The organism is Burkholderia seminalis DSM 23518, from assembly GCF_902832885.1.
Lineage (GTDB): Bacteria > Pseudomonadota > Gammaproteobacteria > Burkholderiales > Burkholderiaceae > Burkholderia > Burkholderia seminalis.
The window spans coordinates 49660-65652 of record NZ_CADFDK010000015.1 but is presented as its reverse complement, the minus strand read 5'-3'; the positions used below and the strand labels follow the sequence as shown (position 1 = coordinate 65652).

Here is a 15993-nt window from a genome sequence, read left to right as displayed (position 1 = left end):
ACGGGCCGTACCGCGTCGATCAGCGCAGGAAAACGTGCCGCGTGATCTTCGTGAGCGGATAGTGGACGCCCGGCTGGATCTTCGCGGGCAGGTCGAGCGGCTTGAGCAGCATCTTCACGCACATGTCGGCCGACAGGTTGCGACGCACGAGCGAATTGATGCGCGCGGCACGCTCGCGGTTGTACTGATTGTCGCCGACGCGATCGGGATAGCGGATCGCGAACACATGGCGCAGCGCGATCTCGGAATCCTCGTTCTTGATTTCCATCACGCGGCGCGCCAGCGCGCCGAGCACGGCGAGCCGGCCGTTGCCCTCGACCTGGTTGTACTTCTTGAAGAACTTGAAGAAGTGCTTGTAGTGACGCACTTCGTCGGTGCGGATGTTGTCGGTGATTTCCTTCAGCACCGGCTCGTCCGAGCACTCGTTGATCGCGCGATAAAGCGTGGCGGTACCCGTCTCGACGACGCAGCGCGCGACCATCTCGAGCGCGCGGGTCTTCTCGAACGCCTCGACCGAGCAGGTCTTCGAATACTCGGCGAAGAAATTCGCGAACGCGGTATCCCAGTCGAACTCGGGCCACACGTGCGCGATGTACGCCTTCAGCGCGCGGCCGTGCTGCAATTCTTCGTGCTCCCATGCATTGTTGAGCCATGCGGAGACTTCCGGATCGTCATTGAAGAAGGTGCTCAGATTGCTCGTGTAGAGATCCGAGCCGCTTTCGATGAACGACGACGCGCACAGCAGCAGCAGCAGATCCTCGTTCGCGGCGGCACGCTGACGATCGATCCGGTTCAGGTCGATGTCCTCGATACGCCACGGCATGACATGCGTCGTTTTCGTGTCCATGGTGGTGCGCTCCCAGTCGTCGCGCGGGGGCCGGCCCATGCCTTCGGCACAGGCGCCCGCCTTCCCGCAGGCGGCGTTTTACGTCGTTTATAGTGAATTGGTCCGGCCGAACCATGCTGGCATCTTAGCCGGACTTTGCGGTTCGTGCTCCAGAGCACTGACCATACCCGACAGGCGCAGTTCCGCGACGTCCGTTGCCGTTCGTTAGATGAGTCCTTCAAACCGCTTGCGCCCGGTCGACGGTACGGGGCCGCGCCAAACGAAACGGGCGGCCGTTCGGCCGCCCGTCGAGCACGCAAAACGGCGGCGATCCGTCAGAAACCGGCCGCCAGGCCGTCGCGCCGGCTGTCGCTCGCCGCCACGTAGCCGCGCTCGCGATCGTCGCGGTCGAGACGCCAGATGAACTGCCCCGAACCGAAATCCATGTAAGGATCGTCGATCGACTGGATCGTATGGCCGCGTGCGGCCAGGGCGTCGACGGTCGCGCGGTTCATCGTCGATTCGACGTCGAGCGTGAAGTCGCGGTTGACCTTCCAGCGCGGCGCATCGCACGCGGCCTGCGGCTGCTGCCCGTAGCCGAGCATCCGCACGACGGTCTGCAGATGGCCTTGCGGCTGCATGTCGCCGCCCATCACGCCGAAGCTCATCACGGCCTCGGTGCGGCCGTCGACTTCCTCCGTGACGAACGCCGGGATGATCGTGTGGAACGGCCGCTTGCCGCCCGCGACGACGTTCGGCGACGCCGGATCCATCGAGAAGCCGTGCCCGCGGTTCTGCAGCGCGATGCCGGTGCCCGGCACGACGAGCCCCGAACCGAAGCCCATGTAGTTCGACTGGATAAAGCTCACCATCATCCCGCGCTCGTCGGCGGCCGACAGGTAGATCGTGCCGCCCGAATGCGGCCGGCCGGCGCCGAAGTGCGTCGCGCGCGCGGGATCGATCAGCTTCGCGCGTTCGGCGAGATACGCGTCGTCGAGCATCTGCTCGGGCGTGACGTCCATCGCGCGCGGATCGGCGACGTAACGATAGACGTCCGCGAACGCGAGCTTCATCGCCTCGATCTGCAGATGCTGCGAGTCGACCGAATCGAGCGGCCATTCGGTCACGCCCGCCTGCTCGGCGATCCCGAGCGCGATCAGCGCGGCGATGCCCTGCCCGTTCGGCGGGATCTCGTGAATCGTGTGGCGGCCGAAGCGCTTGCCGATCGGCTCGACCCATTCCGGCCGGTACGCACGCAGGTCGGCTTCGGTCATCGCGCCGCCGCCTTCGCGCGCGAACGCGGCGATGCGCTCGGCGAGCGCGCCTTCGTAGAACGCCCGGGCGCCGTCCTTCGCCAGCGTGCGCAGCGTCTGCGCATGACCGGGCAGGCACACGCGTTCGCCGACGTGCGGCGCGCGGCCGTGCGGCATGAAAGTGTCCGCGAAGCCCGGCAGGCCCTGCAGTTCGGGCACGGCCGCGGCCCACTTGTGCGCGACGATCGGCGGCACCGCATAACCGCGCTCCGCGATCTCGATCGCCGGTTCGAGCAGGTCCGCGAACGGCAGCGAGCCGAATTTCGCGTGCAGCGCTTCCCAGCCCGCGATCACGCCCGGCACGGTCACGGTATCCCAGCCGCGCGTCGGCTTGTTCGCGAAGCCGTGCGCGTTCTCGCCGTGGCGCTTGCGGAAGTAGTCGACGTTCCATGCGGCCGGCGCGACGCCCGACGCATTCAGCCCGGACAGCCGCTCGCCGTCCCACACGAGCGCGAACGCGTCGCCGCCGAGGCCGCACGACACCGGTTCGACGACGGTGATCGCGGCCGCGGCGGCCAGCGCCGCGTCGACCGCATTGCCGCCCTTCCACAGCATCCGCAGGCCGGCCTGCGCGGCCAGCGGGTGCGACGTCGACACGACGTTGCGCGCGAATACCGGAATGCGGGTCGTCGGATACGGGTTGTGCCAGTTGAAGCCAGTCATCGATGCCACCTCGTCGAAAGCTGAGTGAACGCGCGCCCGCGTGCGCAGGCAATCCGCCATTGCAGCGCGATCAGCGCGATCGCACAAATTCATTTGTCACATGAATCCATGCTATTTCCGCATGAATTACGCGCCGCGACGCCCGCCGCGCCGGCCGAATGCCGTTGCCGCCCTTACAATACCCGCTCCGTCTCACGACACGACCATCGAGCCATGACCCGAGATCCCCGCCTCACCCTCAACGCGCGCCAGCAGGAATTGCTCGAATGGGTGCAGCGCGACGGCTTCGTGACCGTCGACGATCTCGCCGCGCACTTCGCCGTGACGCCGCAGACGATCCGCCGCGATGTGAACTGGCTCGCCGACCTGAACCTGCTGCGCCGCTACCACGGCGGCGCGAGCCTGCCGACCAGTTCGGAGAACGTGTCATACACCGCGCGCCAGCGGATGTTCCACGACGAGAAGCGGCGCATCGCGGCGCTCGCGGCGTCGCACATTCCCGACCAGGCGTCGTTGTTCATCAACCTCGGCACGACGACCGAGGAAGTCGCCCGCGCGCTGAATCGCCATCACGGGCTGCACGTGATCACGAACAACCTGAACGTCGCGTCGATGATGAGCGGCTATCCCGACTGCGAGGTACTGATCACGGGCGGCATCGTGCGGCCGTGGGACAAGGGCATCGTCGGCGAGCTCGCGATCGACTTCATCCGGCAGTTCAAGGTCGACTACGCGATCATCGGCACGTCGGCGATCGAGGCCGACGGCACGCTGCGCGACTTCGACACGCGCGAGGTGCGCGTGGCCGAGGCGATCATGCAGCATGCGCGCACGGTCTACCTCGTGACCGATCATTCGAAGGTCGGCCGCCCGGCGCTCGTGCGCCAGGGCCACCTGAGCCAGGTGCACGCGCTCTTCACCGACAAGCCGCTGCCGCCCGAGATGGCCGACACGGTGGCCGCGGCCGGCACCCAGGTGTACGTCGCGGAATGACGATCGTGATGCTGCACCGCACCTGAAACTTCAAGTGAAATCAAGAAGTTGGCGCCGCGCGCGAACCGCTTGCGGCCCCCGTTCCTGTCAAACGGAAAATTAACGGGGCACGATTTGTCGTTGCCCGCGCGCTCGACTAGACTCCAGTTCCCCGGCCCGTTCGCCTGATCCGCCTGTGCCAGGGCGGTGCGAACTGCAGGGCCGGCGAATGCAGCTTTTCCCCCCAAGCCATACCCCGCGGGGTATCGCGCGCCGGCGTTTGCGCCGGCTGCGCGGGCAGTCCGATTGCCATGGAGAGAACGATGCTGAGTCCGCATGAATTCGCCACGCTATTGCTTGTGAAGGACGCGCCTGATCAGCGCGATATGGATCGGGATGAACTGGACATCCTGCTCGAACAGCAGCTCGTTCGCCTGGAAGGGCTCGGCTCGGGACGCAAATACTGCGTGACCGAGACCGGCGACGCCGCGCTGCGATCCATCAAGTACCGCTATTCGTGACATTCCGCTGTTCCTGACCTGACCCGTCCGCGCGGCCGACTCCGGCCGCGCGGTCGTTTCCGCTTGCCCCGCCCGTTCGCCGCGGCCGGCTTCAACCGCCGCGCAGCGTCGGATCGACCGCCGCCCGCCAGCTGATGGCCTGCGCGCGCGCCCCGTTGAAATACGCGATCCAGCCGGCGCGCGCCGCCGCGTCAGGCGCCACATAGTGGGTCGAAAGTTCGTTTACGAACGCACAATAGTTCGCCTCGGTCAGCCCGCGATACCGTTTCGCCACATACGCGTCGTACAGCGTCGAGTAGACCGGCTGCGCGTCCGCGCCCCAGTCGCGCGCCGGACCGCCGCACGACGTCTGCAGGTCGACGAACGACGGCGCCCGCCAGTTGCCGGCGAGCGGCGGCGTGCCGGCGCTGCAGCCCGCCAGAAGGACTGCGCACACGCCAGTCCACATCCCAATACGCATGATTCACCTCGCGAAACGGTCGATTCCGCCAGTATCGTCCGGGATCGCGCCACGCGCTACTGGCCCCGCTTTTTCGAACTTTACTTTTTCGATTTCGTTCGTTAAATTTCGAATTCGAACATTTTTGTGTTCACTCTATTTCAACAGACGATAAGGACAGCAGGTGATCCAACCGAATCGCTACGATCTGCTCGTCGTCGGCGGCGGCATCAACGGCGCGGGCATCGCGCGCGATGCGGCCGGCCGCGGCCTGTCGGTCCTGCTCTGCGAGCAGGACGACCTCGCGTCGCACACGTCGTCGTCCAGCACGAAGCTGATTCACGGCGGCCTGCGTTACCTCGAGTACAACGAGTTCGGGCTGGTGCGCAAGGCGCTGCAGGAGCGCGAGACGCTGCTGCGCGCGGCGCCGCACATCATGTGGCCGCTACGCTTCGTGATGCCGCACATGCCGAACCTGCGCCCGGCCTGGCTGATCCGCATCGGCCTGTTCCTCTACGATCACCTCGCGAAACGCGAACTGCTGCCCGGCTCGCGCGGCATCGACATGCGCCGCCACGCGGCCGGCGCGCCGCTGATCGACTCGATCAAGCGCGGTTTCGTCTATTCCGACGGCTGGGTCGACGATGCGCGCCTCGTCGTGCTGAACGCGATGGATGCGAAGGAGCGCGGCGCCGAGATCCTGACGCGCACCCGGCTCGTCTCCGCCGAACGCCGCGGCGACGAATGGGAAGCGCGGCTGCAGCACGCCGACGGCTCGATCCAGGTCGTGCATGCGCGCGCGATCGCGAACGCGGCCGGCCCGTGGGTCGGCGAAGTGCTGCACGGCGCGCTCGGCCGCGGCGCGCATCACAGCGTGCGGCTCGTGAAGGGCAGCCACATCATCACGCGCCGCCTGTTCGATCACGATCACGCATACATCTTCCAGAACCCGGACAAGCGGATCATCTTCGCGATTCCGTACGAGCACGACTTCACGCTGATCGGCACGACCGACGTCGAGTACACGAACGATCCCGCGAAGGTCGCGATCGATCGCGACGAGACGCAGTACCTGTGCGATTCGATCAACCGCTACTTCAAGCGCAAGATCTCGCCGGCCGACGTGCACTGGACCTACTCGGGCGTGCGCCCGCTACTCGAGGACGAGAACGCGGCGAACGCGTCGGCCGTCACGCGCGACTATCGCCTCGAGCTGGACGACGGCGCGGGCGCCCCGCTGCTGTCGGTGTTCGGCGGCAAGATCACGACGTTCCGCAAGCTCGCGGAAGAAGCCGGCGACATGCTGTGCCGCGCGCTCGGCCGCGACGCGAAAACCTGGACCGCCGGCGTCGCGCTGCCGGGCGGCGACATCGCGGACGCGAAGTTCGACGTATTCGCCGACGCGTTCGCAAAACGCCATCCGTGGCTGCCCGCCGCGCTCGCCCGCCGCTATGCGCGTGCGTACGGCACGCGCGCCGAGCGCGTGATCGACGGCGCGAAGTCGCTCGCCGACCTCGGCGCCGAAATCGCGCCGGGCATCCACGAAGCCGAACTGCGCTACCTGCGCGACGCCGAATGGGCGACCTGCGCGCAGGACGTGCTGTGGCGCCGCTCGAAGCTCGGCCTGCACGTGACGCCGGGCACGCTCGACGCGGTGACGGCCGCGGTCGACGCATGGTTCGCCGCCGCGCACGCGCCGCACGCGTGATCCGGATGCTGTTGCAGTTGCCGTACCGACGTTGATTCACCGACGCGCCGCCCCACATGCGGCGCGCATCACAACTACGCCAATCCACGGATGGAGATGAGAGACATGCAGGACCAGTACATCCTCGCGCTTGACCAGGGCACCACGAGTTCCCGCGCGATGCTGTTCGATCGCCAGGGCAATATCGTTTCGATCGCCCAGAAGGAATTCGAACAGATCTACCCGCAACCCGGCTGGGTCGAGCACGACCCGCAGGAAATCTGGTCGACGCAAGCCGGCGTCGCCGCGGAAGCCGTCACGCGCACGGGCCTGAACGGCACGTCGATCGCCGCGATCGGCATCACCAACCAGCGCGAGACGACCATCGTCTGGGATCGCGAGACGGGCCAGCCCGTCTACAACGCGATCGTCTGGCAGGACCGCCGCACGGCCGACTTCTGCGACTCGCTGAAGAAGCAGGGGCTCGAGGCGAAGGTGCGCGCGAAGACCGGCCTGCCGATCGACTCGTACTTCTCCGCGACGAAGATCCGCTGGATCCTCGACAACGTGCCGGGCGCACGCGAGAAGGCGCGCCAGGGCAAGCTCGCGTTCGGCACCGTCGACAGCTGGCTCGTGTGGAACTTCACGAAGCACGAACTGCACGTGACCGACGTGACGAACGCATCGCGCACGATGCTGTTCAACATCCACACGCGCGAGTGGGACAGCGAGCTGCTCGAGCTGCTCGACATCCCGCGCAGCATGCTGCCGGAAGTGAAGGCGTCGTCGGAAATCTACGGCCACACGAAGACCACCGTGTTCGCGTCGAAGATCCCGCTCGCGGGCATCGCCGGCGACCAGCACGCGGCGCTGTTCGGCCAGATGTGCACGACGTCGGGCATGGTGAAGAACACCTACGGCACCGGCTGCTTCCTGATGATGAACACCGGCAACAAGCCGATCGAGTCGAAGAACAACCTCGTCACGACGATCGCGTGGCAGATCGGCGACGACGTGCAGTACGCGCTCGAAGGCAGCATCTTCATCGCGGGCGCGGTCGTGCAGTGGCTGCGCGACGGCGTCGGCATCATCAAGACGGCCGCGGAAATCGAAGCGCTCGCCGCGAGCGTGCCGCATACCGACGGCGTCTACCTCGTACCCGCGTTCGCCGGCCTCGGCGCGCCGCACTGGAACGCACGGGCGCGCGGTTCGGTATTCGGCGTCACGCGCGGCACGACCTCCGCGCATCTCGCGCGCGCGGCGCTCGACGCGATCGCGTACCAGTCGCTCGACGTGCTGGCCGCGATGGAAGCCGATTCGGGCATCAGCATCGGCGAGCTGCGCGTCGACGGCGGCGCAAGCGCGAACAACCTGCTGATGCAGTTCCAGGCCGACCTGCTCGGCGTCGATGCGGTGCGCCCGCAGATCACCGAGACGACCGCGCTCGGCGCGGCCTACCTCGCGGGCCTCGCGATCGGCTACTGGAAGAACCTCGACGAAGTGCGCGACCAGTGGCAGCTCGATCGCCGCTTCTCGCCGTCGATGCCGAAGGAGCAGGTCGATCGCTGCATGTCCGGCTGGCAACGCGCGGTGCGCGCCGCGAAGGCATGGGCCGACGACGCCCAGTAATCCTCCGGTATCCGAACGAAATACAACAACACCGGCGGACCGCGCCACGCGCGAGTCCGCCGCGACATACGAGAGACAACATGTCACCTTATATTGCAGAATTCATCGGCACGGCGATCCTCGTGCTGCTCGGCAACGGCGCGGTCGCAAACGTGCTGCTTGCAAAGACCAAGGGCAAGGGCGCGGACCTGATCGTGATCGTGATGGGCTGGGCGATGGCCGTGTTCGTCGCCGTGTACGTGACCGCGTCGTTCAGCGGCGCGCACCTGAACCCGATCGTCACGATCAGCCTCGCGCTCGCGGGCAAGTTCGCGTGGTCGAAAGTCGGCGGCTACGTCCTCGCGCAGATGCTCGGCGGGATGGCCGGCGCGCTGCTCGTGTGGCTCGCGTATCGCCAGCACTTCGCGAAGGAAGCCGATGCGGACCTGAAGCTCGCGGTGTTCTGCACGGCGCCGGCGATCCGCAGCGTCACGCACAACGTACTGACCGAAGCGATCTGCACGTTCGTGCTGATCCTCGGCGTGCTGTACCTCGCGTCGCCGCAGGTCGGCCTCGGCGCACTCGACGCGCTGCCCGTCGGCCTGCTCGTGCTGGGCATCGGCATCTCGCTCGGCGGCCCGACCGGCTATGCGATGAGCCCCGCGCGCGACCTGTCGCCGCGCATCATGCACGCGCTGCTGCCGATCCCCGGCAAGCGCGACAGCGACTGGCGCTATGCGTGGGTGCCCGTCGTCGGCCCGCTGCTCGGCGGCGCCGCCGCAGCCGGCCTGTATCTGCACCTGCACGCCACGATCTGATCGCGGCCTGAACGAAGCGCGTGGCGTTCGGCGCCGCGCGCTTCGTCCTTCTCTCGCCCCGCCCCCCCCCTTTTCGCTAGCGGTCGCTCGCGGCCGTCACCCGCGATTTCCGCTTCACGTTCGTCTCCACGACTACGACCGGCGTCACGTCGATCACGCGCTCGACCGGCATTCTCTCCAGCCGCATTTCCCAGACGAATCCCGATGCACGCCCGAAGCCGCTTGCGGCGGCGAGCCGCGCGATGCGCATCGGATGGGAGTGGATTTCCGCGTCCTCGTCGAGCACGCGCCCGCCCGTCGGCACGCCCTTCGACAACGGCGGCCGCGCGCCTGACAGGCGGGCCTCCGCACCGATCGGCACGACCCGGCCGCATCGGGCAAATTTGCCGAAACGTCACGCGGCGCGCGCATGAAAGCACGTATGATGGCGAATTGATCGGCGTCGCCGATTGTCCGCTTGTTCACCATCATGCTCGATCACCTCATCTGCGACTGCGACGGCGTGCTCGTCGACAGCGAAGTCATTGCCGACCGCGTGCTGCTCGACACGCTGTCCGCCACGTTCCCGAACCTCGATTTCGAAGCCGCCGCGAAGTCGGCATTCGGCCAGCAGACGTCGCGCTTCCTCACCGGGATCGAATCCCGCTTCGGCATCGAGATGCCCGCGAACTTCATCGAGACCATCGAACACAACATCGAGGTCGCGCTCGCGCAATCGCTCGCACCGATCTCCGGCGTGCGCGATGCGCTGCTGAAGGTCACGCTGCCGGCGGCGGTGGTCTCGAACAGCCGGCTCGTGCGAGTGCGCAATTCGCTGAAGCGCGCGTCGCTCACCGAGATCTTCGGCGAGCGCGTGTTCAGCTCGGAACAGGTGGCACGACCGAAACCCTACCCCGACGTTTACCTGCACGCGGCGCAGACGCTCGGCGTCGCGCCGGCGCGCTGCATCGTCGTCGAGGACAGCGTATCGGGGTTGAATGCCGCGCGGGCGGCCGGGATGAAGACGATCGCGTTCGTCGGTGCGAGCCACATCCCCGACAATTACGCGGACGCGCTGCGCGCGATGGGCATCACACGGATCATGCGCAAGATGGACGAACTGCCGTCGCTTGTCGAGGCCGGCATGCGCGGCGAATTCGGCGACGTGCAGTCCTGAGATTCATGCAAGCCGGATCAGGTCGATCCGGCCCGCTACGGGTGCGCGAACGCACCCGCTTTCCCGTCACTCAGACCGGCTCGCAGCAGCGCTCGCGCGCGGCCGCCAGCGCCTCGCGGAACTCGACGAGTTCCGCGATCGTCAGCATCGGCAGCCCGTGCCGTTGCGCGAAACGCTCGACGTCGTCGCCGCGCGTCATCGTGCCGTCGGGATTCATCAGCTCGCACAGCACGCCGGCCGGCTTCAGGCCCGCGAGGATCGACAGGTCGACCGTGCCTTCGGTGTGACCGCGGCGCGCGAGCACGCCGCCCGGTTGCGCACGCAACGGAAACACGTGGCCGGGGCGCACGATGTCGTGCGGCTTCGCGCCTTCCGCGATCGCCGCGCGGATCGTCGTCACGCGGTCGGCCGCCGACACACCGGTATGCACGCCTTCGCGCGCTTCGATCGACACCGTGAACGCGGTGCCGTTGCGGCTCTCGTTGGTCTGCACCATCGGCGGCAGCTCGAGCGCGCGCACCGTGTCGTCGGTCAGGCACAGGCACACGATGCCGCTGCACTCGCGGATCAGCAGCGCCATCGTCTCGGGCGTGATGCGCTCGGCGGCGACGATCAGGTCGGCTTCGTTCTCGCGGTCGTGGTCGTCCTGCAGCACGACCGCGCGGCCGGCGCGCATCGCGTCGAGCGCAGCGGCGATGCGCGGCGGCACCGGTTCGGAATCCAGCAACGGGAGATCGGCAAAGGCGTCGGCCGGTGCCGACGAACGGGACATCAAGGACATGTGAAACGCTCCTCGCAAATACGATTTGGGCGAAAAACGTTCCAGGGCATTGCAAACAGACAGAACGACAACCCGCTTCGCACGCATCGCGAAGCGGCCCTGACGGACATGACTATCTGCACATCTTCTCTCATCCGGACTATGACCGTCGGCTCTGGCATTCGACCAGATCTGCTGACCCCGCGCGGATGCGCGGGCGCTCGCGGGCTCGCCGGCTTACGCCAGCCTACCGCCGGTGGGGATTTTCGCCCCGCCCTGAAGACGCACTGATTGCCGGACGGGGGTTCCCCGTCAACGGCGGGCCAAGCATACAACAGCTGCGCACGAAGCGCAGCGCACCACACCTAAAACCTTACTGACGACTCCGTCTAACGGCATCGTCCGAACGGCCGACTCTCCGGCCGCACGCCCGCGAGACAACGGCAAAGCGGCCGTTGCGTCGCGCCCGCGCGGTCAGTGGGCCGCATGCGCCGCATCGGGCACGAGCCAGCGCGGCGGCACCTCGGGGCTCACCGTCACGCGAAACGCGCGCGCTTCGCTGTCGCCGGGGTTGCGCAGGCTGTACGGCTGGTCGGCATCGAACACGATCGCGTCGCCGGTCGCCAGCAACTGACGGCGGTCATGCACGCTGACTTCGAGCGTGCCTTCGCTGACGACGAGGTTGATCGTCGTGCCGGGGGCACGGCGCGCGCCGGGCTCCGTATGCAGCGGCGCGATCCGCAGTTCGTGGAATTCGGCCGCGGCCGGCTCGCCTTCCGGATACAGCGCGCGTGCGGAGAAACGCCCGTTCGAACTGACGACGCGCGACGCGCGCTCCGCCGCCAGGTGCTCGAAGCCGTTTACCGCGTGGCGGCGCAGGAACGCGGCGACCGACACCTTCAGCGCCGCGGCGATCTTGCAAAGCACCTTGATCGACGGCACGCTGCGCGCCGACTCGATCTGCGCGAGCATCGCGCGGGATACGCCGGACAGCCGCGCGAGCGCATCGAGCGACAATTGCCGCTCGGCGCGCAAACGCGCGAGGTTCACGCCGACGACCTGCTCGAGGGCGTCGAGCGACGCGGACGCGTGCAGGTCGGCCGCGTTGCCGGACTCGAAGGAAGACACGTCGCGCACGAGCGCCAGGGATGAAGACATAGCATTGCCTCCGGGCCGCCGTGCGGCCCTGCGTAGGGGGTAAGCCGGGATCGGAATCGGGTTGCGCCAGCCATGGCGCGTATCGAGACGCTATCACCCGGCCTGGCACGGGCAAACGAAGTTATCTTCACACCGTTATCAGCATTGCGGAGGAATGCGTTTCTCGCGAACCTTTTCCTGCCGCTATCGCGTCGCCGCCCGGCCCCGTGACGCGCTCACTGCGCTGCCGGCGCCGCGCCGCGTGCCGGGCCGCGCGCGTCGAGCCGCATCGCGAGCCACGTGACGACCAGCGCCGCGAACGTGACCGCGACGGCGACCCACGGCAGCGCGTCGAGCGCGAGGCCGTGCTCCAGCGCGAGGCCGCCGAGCCACGCGCCGCCGGCGTTGCCGACGTTGAACGCGCCGATGTTCAGCGTCGACGCGAGATGCGGCGCGCTCGCGGCCTTCTCGACCACGCGCGCCTGCAGCGGCGGCACCGTCGCGAACGCGGCGATCCCCCACACGAATACGGTGACGGCGGCCGCGACCGGCAGGTGGCTCGTCTTCGCGAACACGGCCATCACGGCCATCAGCGCGACGAGGATCGCGATCAGCGACGGCATCAGCGCGCGGTCGGCGAGCTTGCCGCCGAGCGTATTGCCGATCGTCAGCCCGGCGCCGAACAGCACGAGGATCAGCGCGACCGAACGCGGCGCGTAGCCCGACACGGTTTCGAGAATCGGCGCGATGTACGTGAACACGACGAACACGCCGCCGAAGCCGAGCACCGTCATCAGCAGCGCGAGCCACACCTGCGGCTCCTTCAGCACGCGCACTTCGTGGCCGAGGCCGACCGGCCCGCTGTCGTGGCGGTTCGGCACCAGCGCGGCCACGCCGCCGAGCGACAGCACGCCGAGCGCGGCGACGATCCAGAACGACGCGCGCCAGCCGAGCAGCTGGCCGACGAAGGTGCCGAACGGCACGCCGAGCACGTTCGACAGCGTGAGCCCCGTGAACATCAGCGCGATCGCGCTCGCGCGCTTGTCGGCCGGCACGAGCGACGCGGCGACCACCGCGCCGATCCCGAAGAACGAGCCGTGCGCGAACGACGTGACGACGCGCGCGACCATCAGCATCGCGTAGCCGGATGCGGTCGCGCACAGCACGTTGCCGACGATGAAGATCGCCATCAGCAGTTGCAGCGCGGCCTTGCGCGGCATGCGGCTCGTGAGCACCGCGAGCAGCGGCGCGCCGACCGCCACGCCGAGCGCGTAGCCCGTGACGAGCAGGCCGGCCGACGGCAGCGACACGGCGAGGTCGTGCGCGACTTCGGGCAGCAGGCCCATGATGATGAATTCGGTGGTGCCGATGGCGAAGGCGCTGATCGCGAGCGCCAGTAACGGGATGGGCATGACGTTCTCCGGAAGGCGGCGGCCGCGGCGCCCGATCGGTGCCGCACCGCACAAGAAGCGGGATGTGCGCGCATTGTCCCGAAGACGCCTATATTTGATAATTGGCGTGGCATTTGAACCATTTTCAAAAATTTCTGGAAAATCGCATGGACCGACTGGGCGATATCCGGCTGTTCGTCGAAGCCGCGGAGCTAGGCAGCCTGTCGGCCGCCGGGCGCAAGCTGAACCTCACGCCGGCCGCCGCGAGCGCGCGCCTCGCGAAGCTCGAGGCGAAGATCGCGACGCGGCTGTTCGAACGCTCGACGCGGCAGTTGCGGCTCACCGACGAGGGCAGGCTGTACCTGAACTGCTGCCGCCAGGCGCTGCAGGCGCTCGACGACGCGGACGCCATGCTGCAGGAAGGCCGCAACGTCGTCGGCGGCAAGGTGCGGCTGTCGTCGACGTCCGATTTCGGCCGCAACCAGCTGCTCGACTGGCTCGACGAATTCACGACGCTGCACCCCGACGTCACGTTCGCGCTGACGGCATCCGATTCGTCGTCGAACCTGTGGCAGGACGAGATCGACCTCGCGATCCGCTTCGCCGCGCCGCCGGACGGCGCGCTGATCGCCCGCCGGCTCGCCACCAACCGGCGCGTGCTGTGCGCGGCGCCGTCGTTCGTCGAGCGTCACGGCTCGCCGGCCGATCCGCACGATCTGGCCCGTTTTCCATGCAACGTGATCACGATCGCGTCCGGGCCGATGAACACCTGGCATTTCACGCGCGGCGACGAGGTGCAGATCCATACGGTGCCCGTGTCGACCGCGTTCGAGACCAACGACGGCGGCCTCACGCGCGAATGGACGCTGCGCGGCCACGGCATCGCGCTGAAGTCGCTGTGGGACATCGCCGACGACGTCCGCGCGGGCCGCCTGCGCGTGCTGCTGCCCGACTGGCGGCACCAGGACGCGCCGCTGCACGCGATCTATCACAGCAAGCGCTACATGGCGCCGCGCGTGCGCGTGCTGCTCGACTTCCTCGCCGAACGCTTCGCGCGCGAGGAAACCGCGCTCGACGACCTGCTGAACGCGTGCCGCTGACGGCCGGTACCCGGCCTTTCAGGGGTCGGAACCTGACACCCGGCGTCGCGCGGCCGCAACCCGCCGCCCGTCCGGGACGGCGCGAAAAGCTATAATGGAAGGCTTTTCCGACGGCCTTTCCTGCTCGCCGCGCGCATCCGCGTGCCGCGCACGGCCGTCCCGATTCACCCTTGACGACGCCCCCAGGTCAACCACTGCGAACGGCGAATCCCCATGACCAAGAAAGTTTACGTAAAGACCTTCGGCTGCCAGATGAACGAGTACGACTCGGACAAGATGGTGGACGTGCTCAACGCCGCCGAAGGCCTCGAGAAGACCGATACGCCCGAAGACGCGGACATCATCCTGTTCAACACCTGCTCGGTGCGTGAAAAGGCGCAGGAGAAGGTGTTCTCCGACCTCGGCCGCGTGCGCGAGCTGAAGGAAGCGAAGCCCGGCCTGCTGATCGGCGTCGGCGGCTGCGTCGCGAGCCAGGAAGGCGCGTCGATCGTGTCGCGCGCGCCGTACGTCGACCTCGTGTTCGGCCCGCAGACCCTGCACCGCCTGCCGCAGATGATCGACGCGCGCCGCGCGAGCGGCCGCGCGCAGGTCGACATCACGTTCCCGGAAATCGAGAAGTTCGACCACCTGCCGCCCGCGCGCGTCGAGGGGCCGAGCGCGTTCGTGTCGATCATGGAAGGGTGCTCGAAGTACTGCAGCTACTGCGTGGTGCCGTACACGCGCGGCGATGAAGTGTCGCGCCCGCTCGACGACGTGCTGACCGAAGTGGCCGGCCTCGCCGACCAGGGCGTGCGCGAAGTCACGCTGCTCGGCCAGAACGTGAACGCGTACCGCGGCGCGCTGGCGGCCGGCTCGTCCGACATCGCCGATTTCGCGACGCTGATCGAATACGTCGCCGACATCCCGGGCATCGAGCGGATCCGCTACACGACGTCGCACCCGAAGGAATTCACGCAGCGCCTGATCGACACCTACGCGAAGGTGCCGAAGCTCGTGAGCCACCTGCACCTGCCGGTCCAGCACGGCTCCGACCGCATCCTGATGGCGATGAAGCGCGGCTACACGGTGCTCGAATACAAGTCGGTGATCCGCAAGCTGCGCGCGATCCGCCCCGACCTCTCGCTGTCGACCGACATGATCGTCGGTTTCCCCGGCGAGACCGAGGACGATTTCGACAAGATGATGGCCCTGGTGCACGAGATGAGCTACGACACGAGCTTCTCGTTCATCTACAGCCCGCGCCCCGGCACGCCGGCCGCGAACCTGCACGACGACACGCCGCGCGACGTGAAGCTCAAACGCCTGCAACATCTGCAGGCGACCATCGAGGAGAACGTCGCACGCATCAGCCAGTCGATGGTCGGGAAGGTCGAGCGGATCCTCGTCGAGGGCCCGTCGCGCAAGGACCCGAACGAACTCGCGGGCCGCACCGAGAACAACCGGGTCGTGAATTTCCCGGCGCCGCTCGCCGCGCACCCGCGCCTGATCGGCCAGATGATCGACGTGCGGATCAACCATGCGTACCCGCATTCGCTGCGCGGCGAGCTCGTGCTCGTCAGCGGCGATGCGAGCGCGGCCACCCACTGATTGACGCTCAACAGG

General features: G+C 67.6%; 15 protein-coding genes and 1 riboswitch. Of the genes, 8 read left to right on the top strand and 7 right to left on the bottom strand.

Annotated elements, in window-relative coordinates:
* Positions 1-19 precede the first annotated feature (19 nt).
* Together HWX00_RS31055 and HWX00_RS31050 are read right to left on the bottom strand one after the other, a co-directional pair.
* Positions 20-847, bottom strand: coding sequence for a ferritin-like domain-containing protein (locus HWX00_RS31055; protein WP_034189104.1), 828 nt, complete (start codon positions 845-847; stop codon positions 20-22).
* 314 nt (positions 848-1161) lie between these two features.
* Positions 1162-2802 (bottom strand): gamma-glutamyltransferase family protein, encoded by a 1641-nt coding sequence (locus HWX00_RS31050; protein ID WP_034189038.1) that lies wholly within the window; start codon positions 2800-2802, stop codon positions 1162-1164.
* A 213-nt stretch (positions 2803-3015) separates the two neighbouring features.
* On the opposite strand from HWX00_RS31050, the gene HWX00_RS31045 reads away from it, so the two are divergent.
* Positions 3016-3795 carry a DeoR/GlpR family DNA-binding transcription regulator gene (locus HWX00_RS31045; protein WP_006493999.1) on the top strand — a complete coding sequence of 260 codons (780 nt, stop codon included), beginning with the start codon at positions 3016-3018 and terminating at the stop codon, positions 3793-3795.
* Positions 3796-4097: 302 nt separating this feature from the next.
* Positions 4098-4295, top strand: a complete 198-nt coding sequence (locus HWX00_RS31040) for a hypothetical protein (protein WP_006477892.1) — start codon at positions 4098-4100, stop codon at positions 4293-4295.
* Positions 4296-4386: 91 nt separating this feature from the next.
* Here the strand turns inward: HWX00_RS31040 and HWX00_RS31035 are convergent, their stop codons facing one another.
* Positions 4387-4755 (bottom strand): hypothetical protein, encoded by a 369-nt coding sequence (locus HWX00_RS31035; RefSeq protein ID WP_034189037.1) that lies wholly within the window; start codon positions 4753-4755, stop codon positions 4387-4389.
* A gap of 163 nt (positions 4756-4918) precedes the next feature.
* Here HWX00_RS31035 and glpD point away from each other — a divergent pair, with 163 nt between their 5' ends.
* The 3 genes from glpD to HWX00_RS31020 all read left to right on the top strand — a co-directional run bounded on the left by glpD (position 4919) and on the right by HWX00_RS31020 (position 8847).
* Entirely contained in the window at positions 4919-6442 is a 1524-nt protein-coding gene (gene glpD / locus HWX00_RS31030; protein WP_034189036.1) for a glycerol-3-phosphate dehydrogenase, read from the top strand.
* Between the two features lie 105 nt (positions 6443-6547).
* Complete coding sequence (gene glpK / locus HWX00_RS31025) at positions 6548-8050, top strand: glycerol kinase GlpK (RefSeq protein WP_034189035.1); 1503 nt, start codon at positions 6548-6550, stop codon at positions 8048-8050.
* Between the two features lie 80 nt (positions 8051-8130).
* The gene (locus HWX00_RS31020) at positions 8131-8847 is read left to right on the top strand and encodes an MIP/aquaporin family protein (RefSeq protein WP_027785355.1); all 717 of its coding nucleotides are present in this window, start codon (positions 8131-8133) and stop codon (positions 8845-8847) included.
* A gap of 76 nt (positions 8848-8923) precedes the next feature.
* On the opposite strand, the gene HWX00_RS31015 is transcribed toward HWX00_RS31020, so the two are convergent.
* The gene (locus HWX00_RS31015) at positions 8924-9208 is read right to left on the bottom strand and encodes a hypothetical protein (RefSeq protein ID WP_049033882.1); all 285 of its coding nucleotides are present in this window, start codon (positions 9206-9208) and stop codon (positions 8924-8926) included.
* Between the two features lie 108 nt (positions 9209-9316).
* Here HWX00_RS31015 and HWX00_RS31010 point away from each other — a divergent pair, with 108 nt between their 5' ends.
* A complete protein-coding gene (locus tag HWX00_RS31010; protein ID WP_034189103.1) occupies positions 9317-10003 on the top strand; it encodes an HAD family hydrolase in 687 nt (228 codons plus the stop codon).
* Between the two features lie 70 nt (positions 10004-10073).
* On the opposite strand, the gene ribB is transcribed toward HWX00_RS31010, so the two are convergent.
* The 3 genes from ribB to HWX00_RS30995 form a co-directional block, all read right to left on the bottom strand.
* Positions 10074-10784, bottom strand: coding sequence for a 3,4-dihydroxy-2-butanone-4-phosphate synthase (ribB, locus tag HWX00_RS31005; RefSeq protein ID WP_175027336.1), 711 nt, complete (start codon positions 10782-10784; stop codon positions 10074-10076).
* 118 nt (positions 10785-10902) lie between these two features.
* Positions 10903-11051, bottom strand: a riboswitch (FMN riboswitch).
* Between the two features lie 186 nt (positions 11052-11237).
* Complete coding sequence (locus HWX00_RS31000) at positions 11238-11921, bottom strand: helix-turn-helix domain-containing protein (RefSeq protein WP_049031911.1); 684 nt, start codon at positions 11919-11921, stop codon at positions 11238-11240.
* A gap of 215 nt (positions 11922-12136) precedes the next feature.
* Positions 12137-13312 carry an MFS transporter gene (locus tag HWX00_RS30995; RefSeq protein ID WP_069706293.1) on the bottom strand — a complete coding sequence of 392 codons (1176 nt, stop codon included), beginning with the start codon at positions 13310-13312 and terminating at the stop codon, positions 12137-12139.
* A 146-nt stretch (positions 13313-13458) separates the two neighbouring features.
* Between HWX00_RS30995 and HWX00_RS30990 the strand changes: the two genes are divergently transcribed.
* Together HWX00_RS30990 and miaB are read left to right on the top strand one after the other, a co-directional pair.
* Entirely contained in the window at positions 13459-14391 is a 933-nt protein-coding gene (locus HWX00_RS30990) for a LysR family transcriptional regulator (RefSeq protein WP_034189031.1), read from the top strand.
* A 213-nt stretch (positions 14392-14604) separates the two neighbouring features.
* Positions 14605-15978: a tRNA (N6-isopentenyl adenosine(37)-C2)-methylthiotransferase MiaB gene (gene miaB / locus HWX00_RS30985; protein ID WP_034189030.1), complete on the top strand. Its 1374-nt coding sequence runs from the start codon at positions 14605-14607 to the stop codon at positions 15976-15978.
* Positions 15979-15993: the final 15 nt, after the last annotated feature.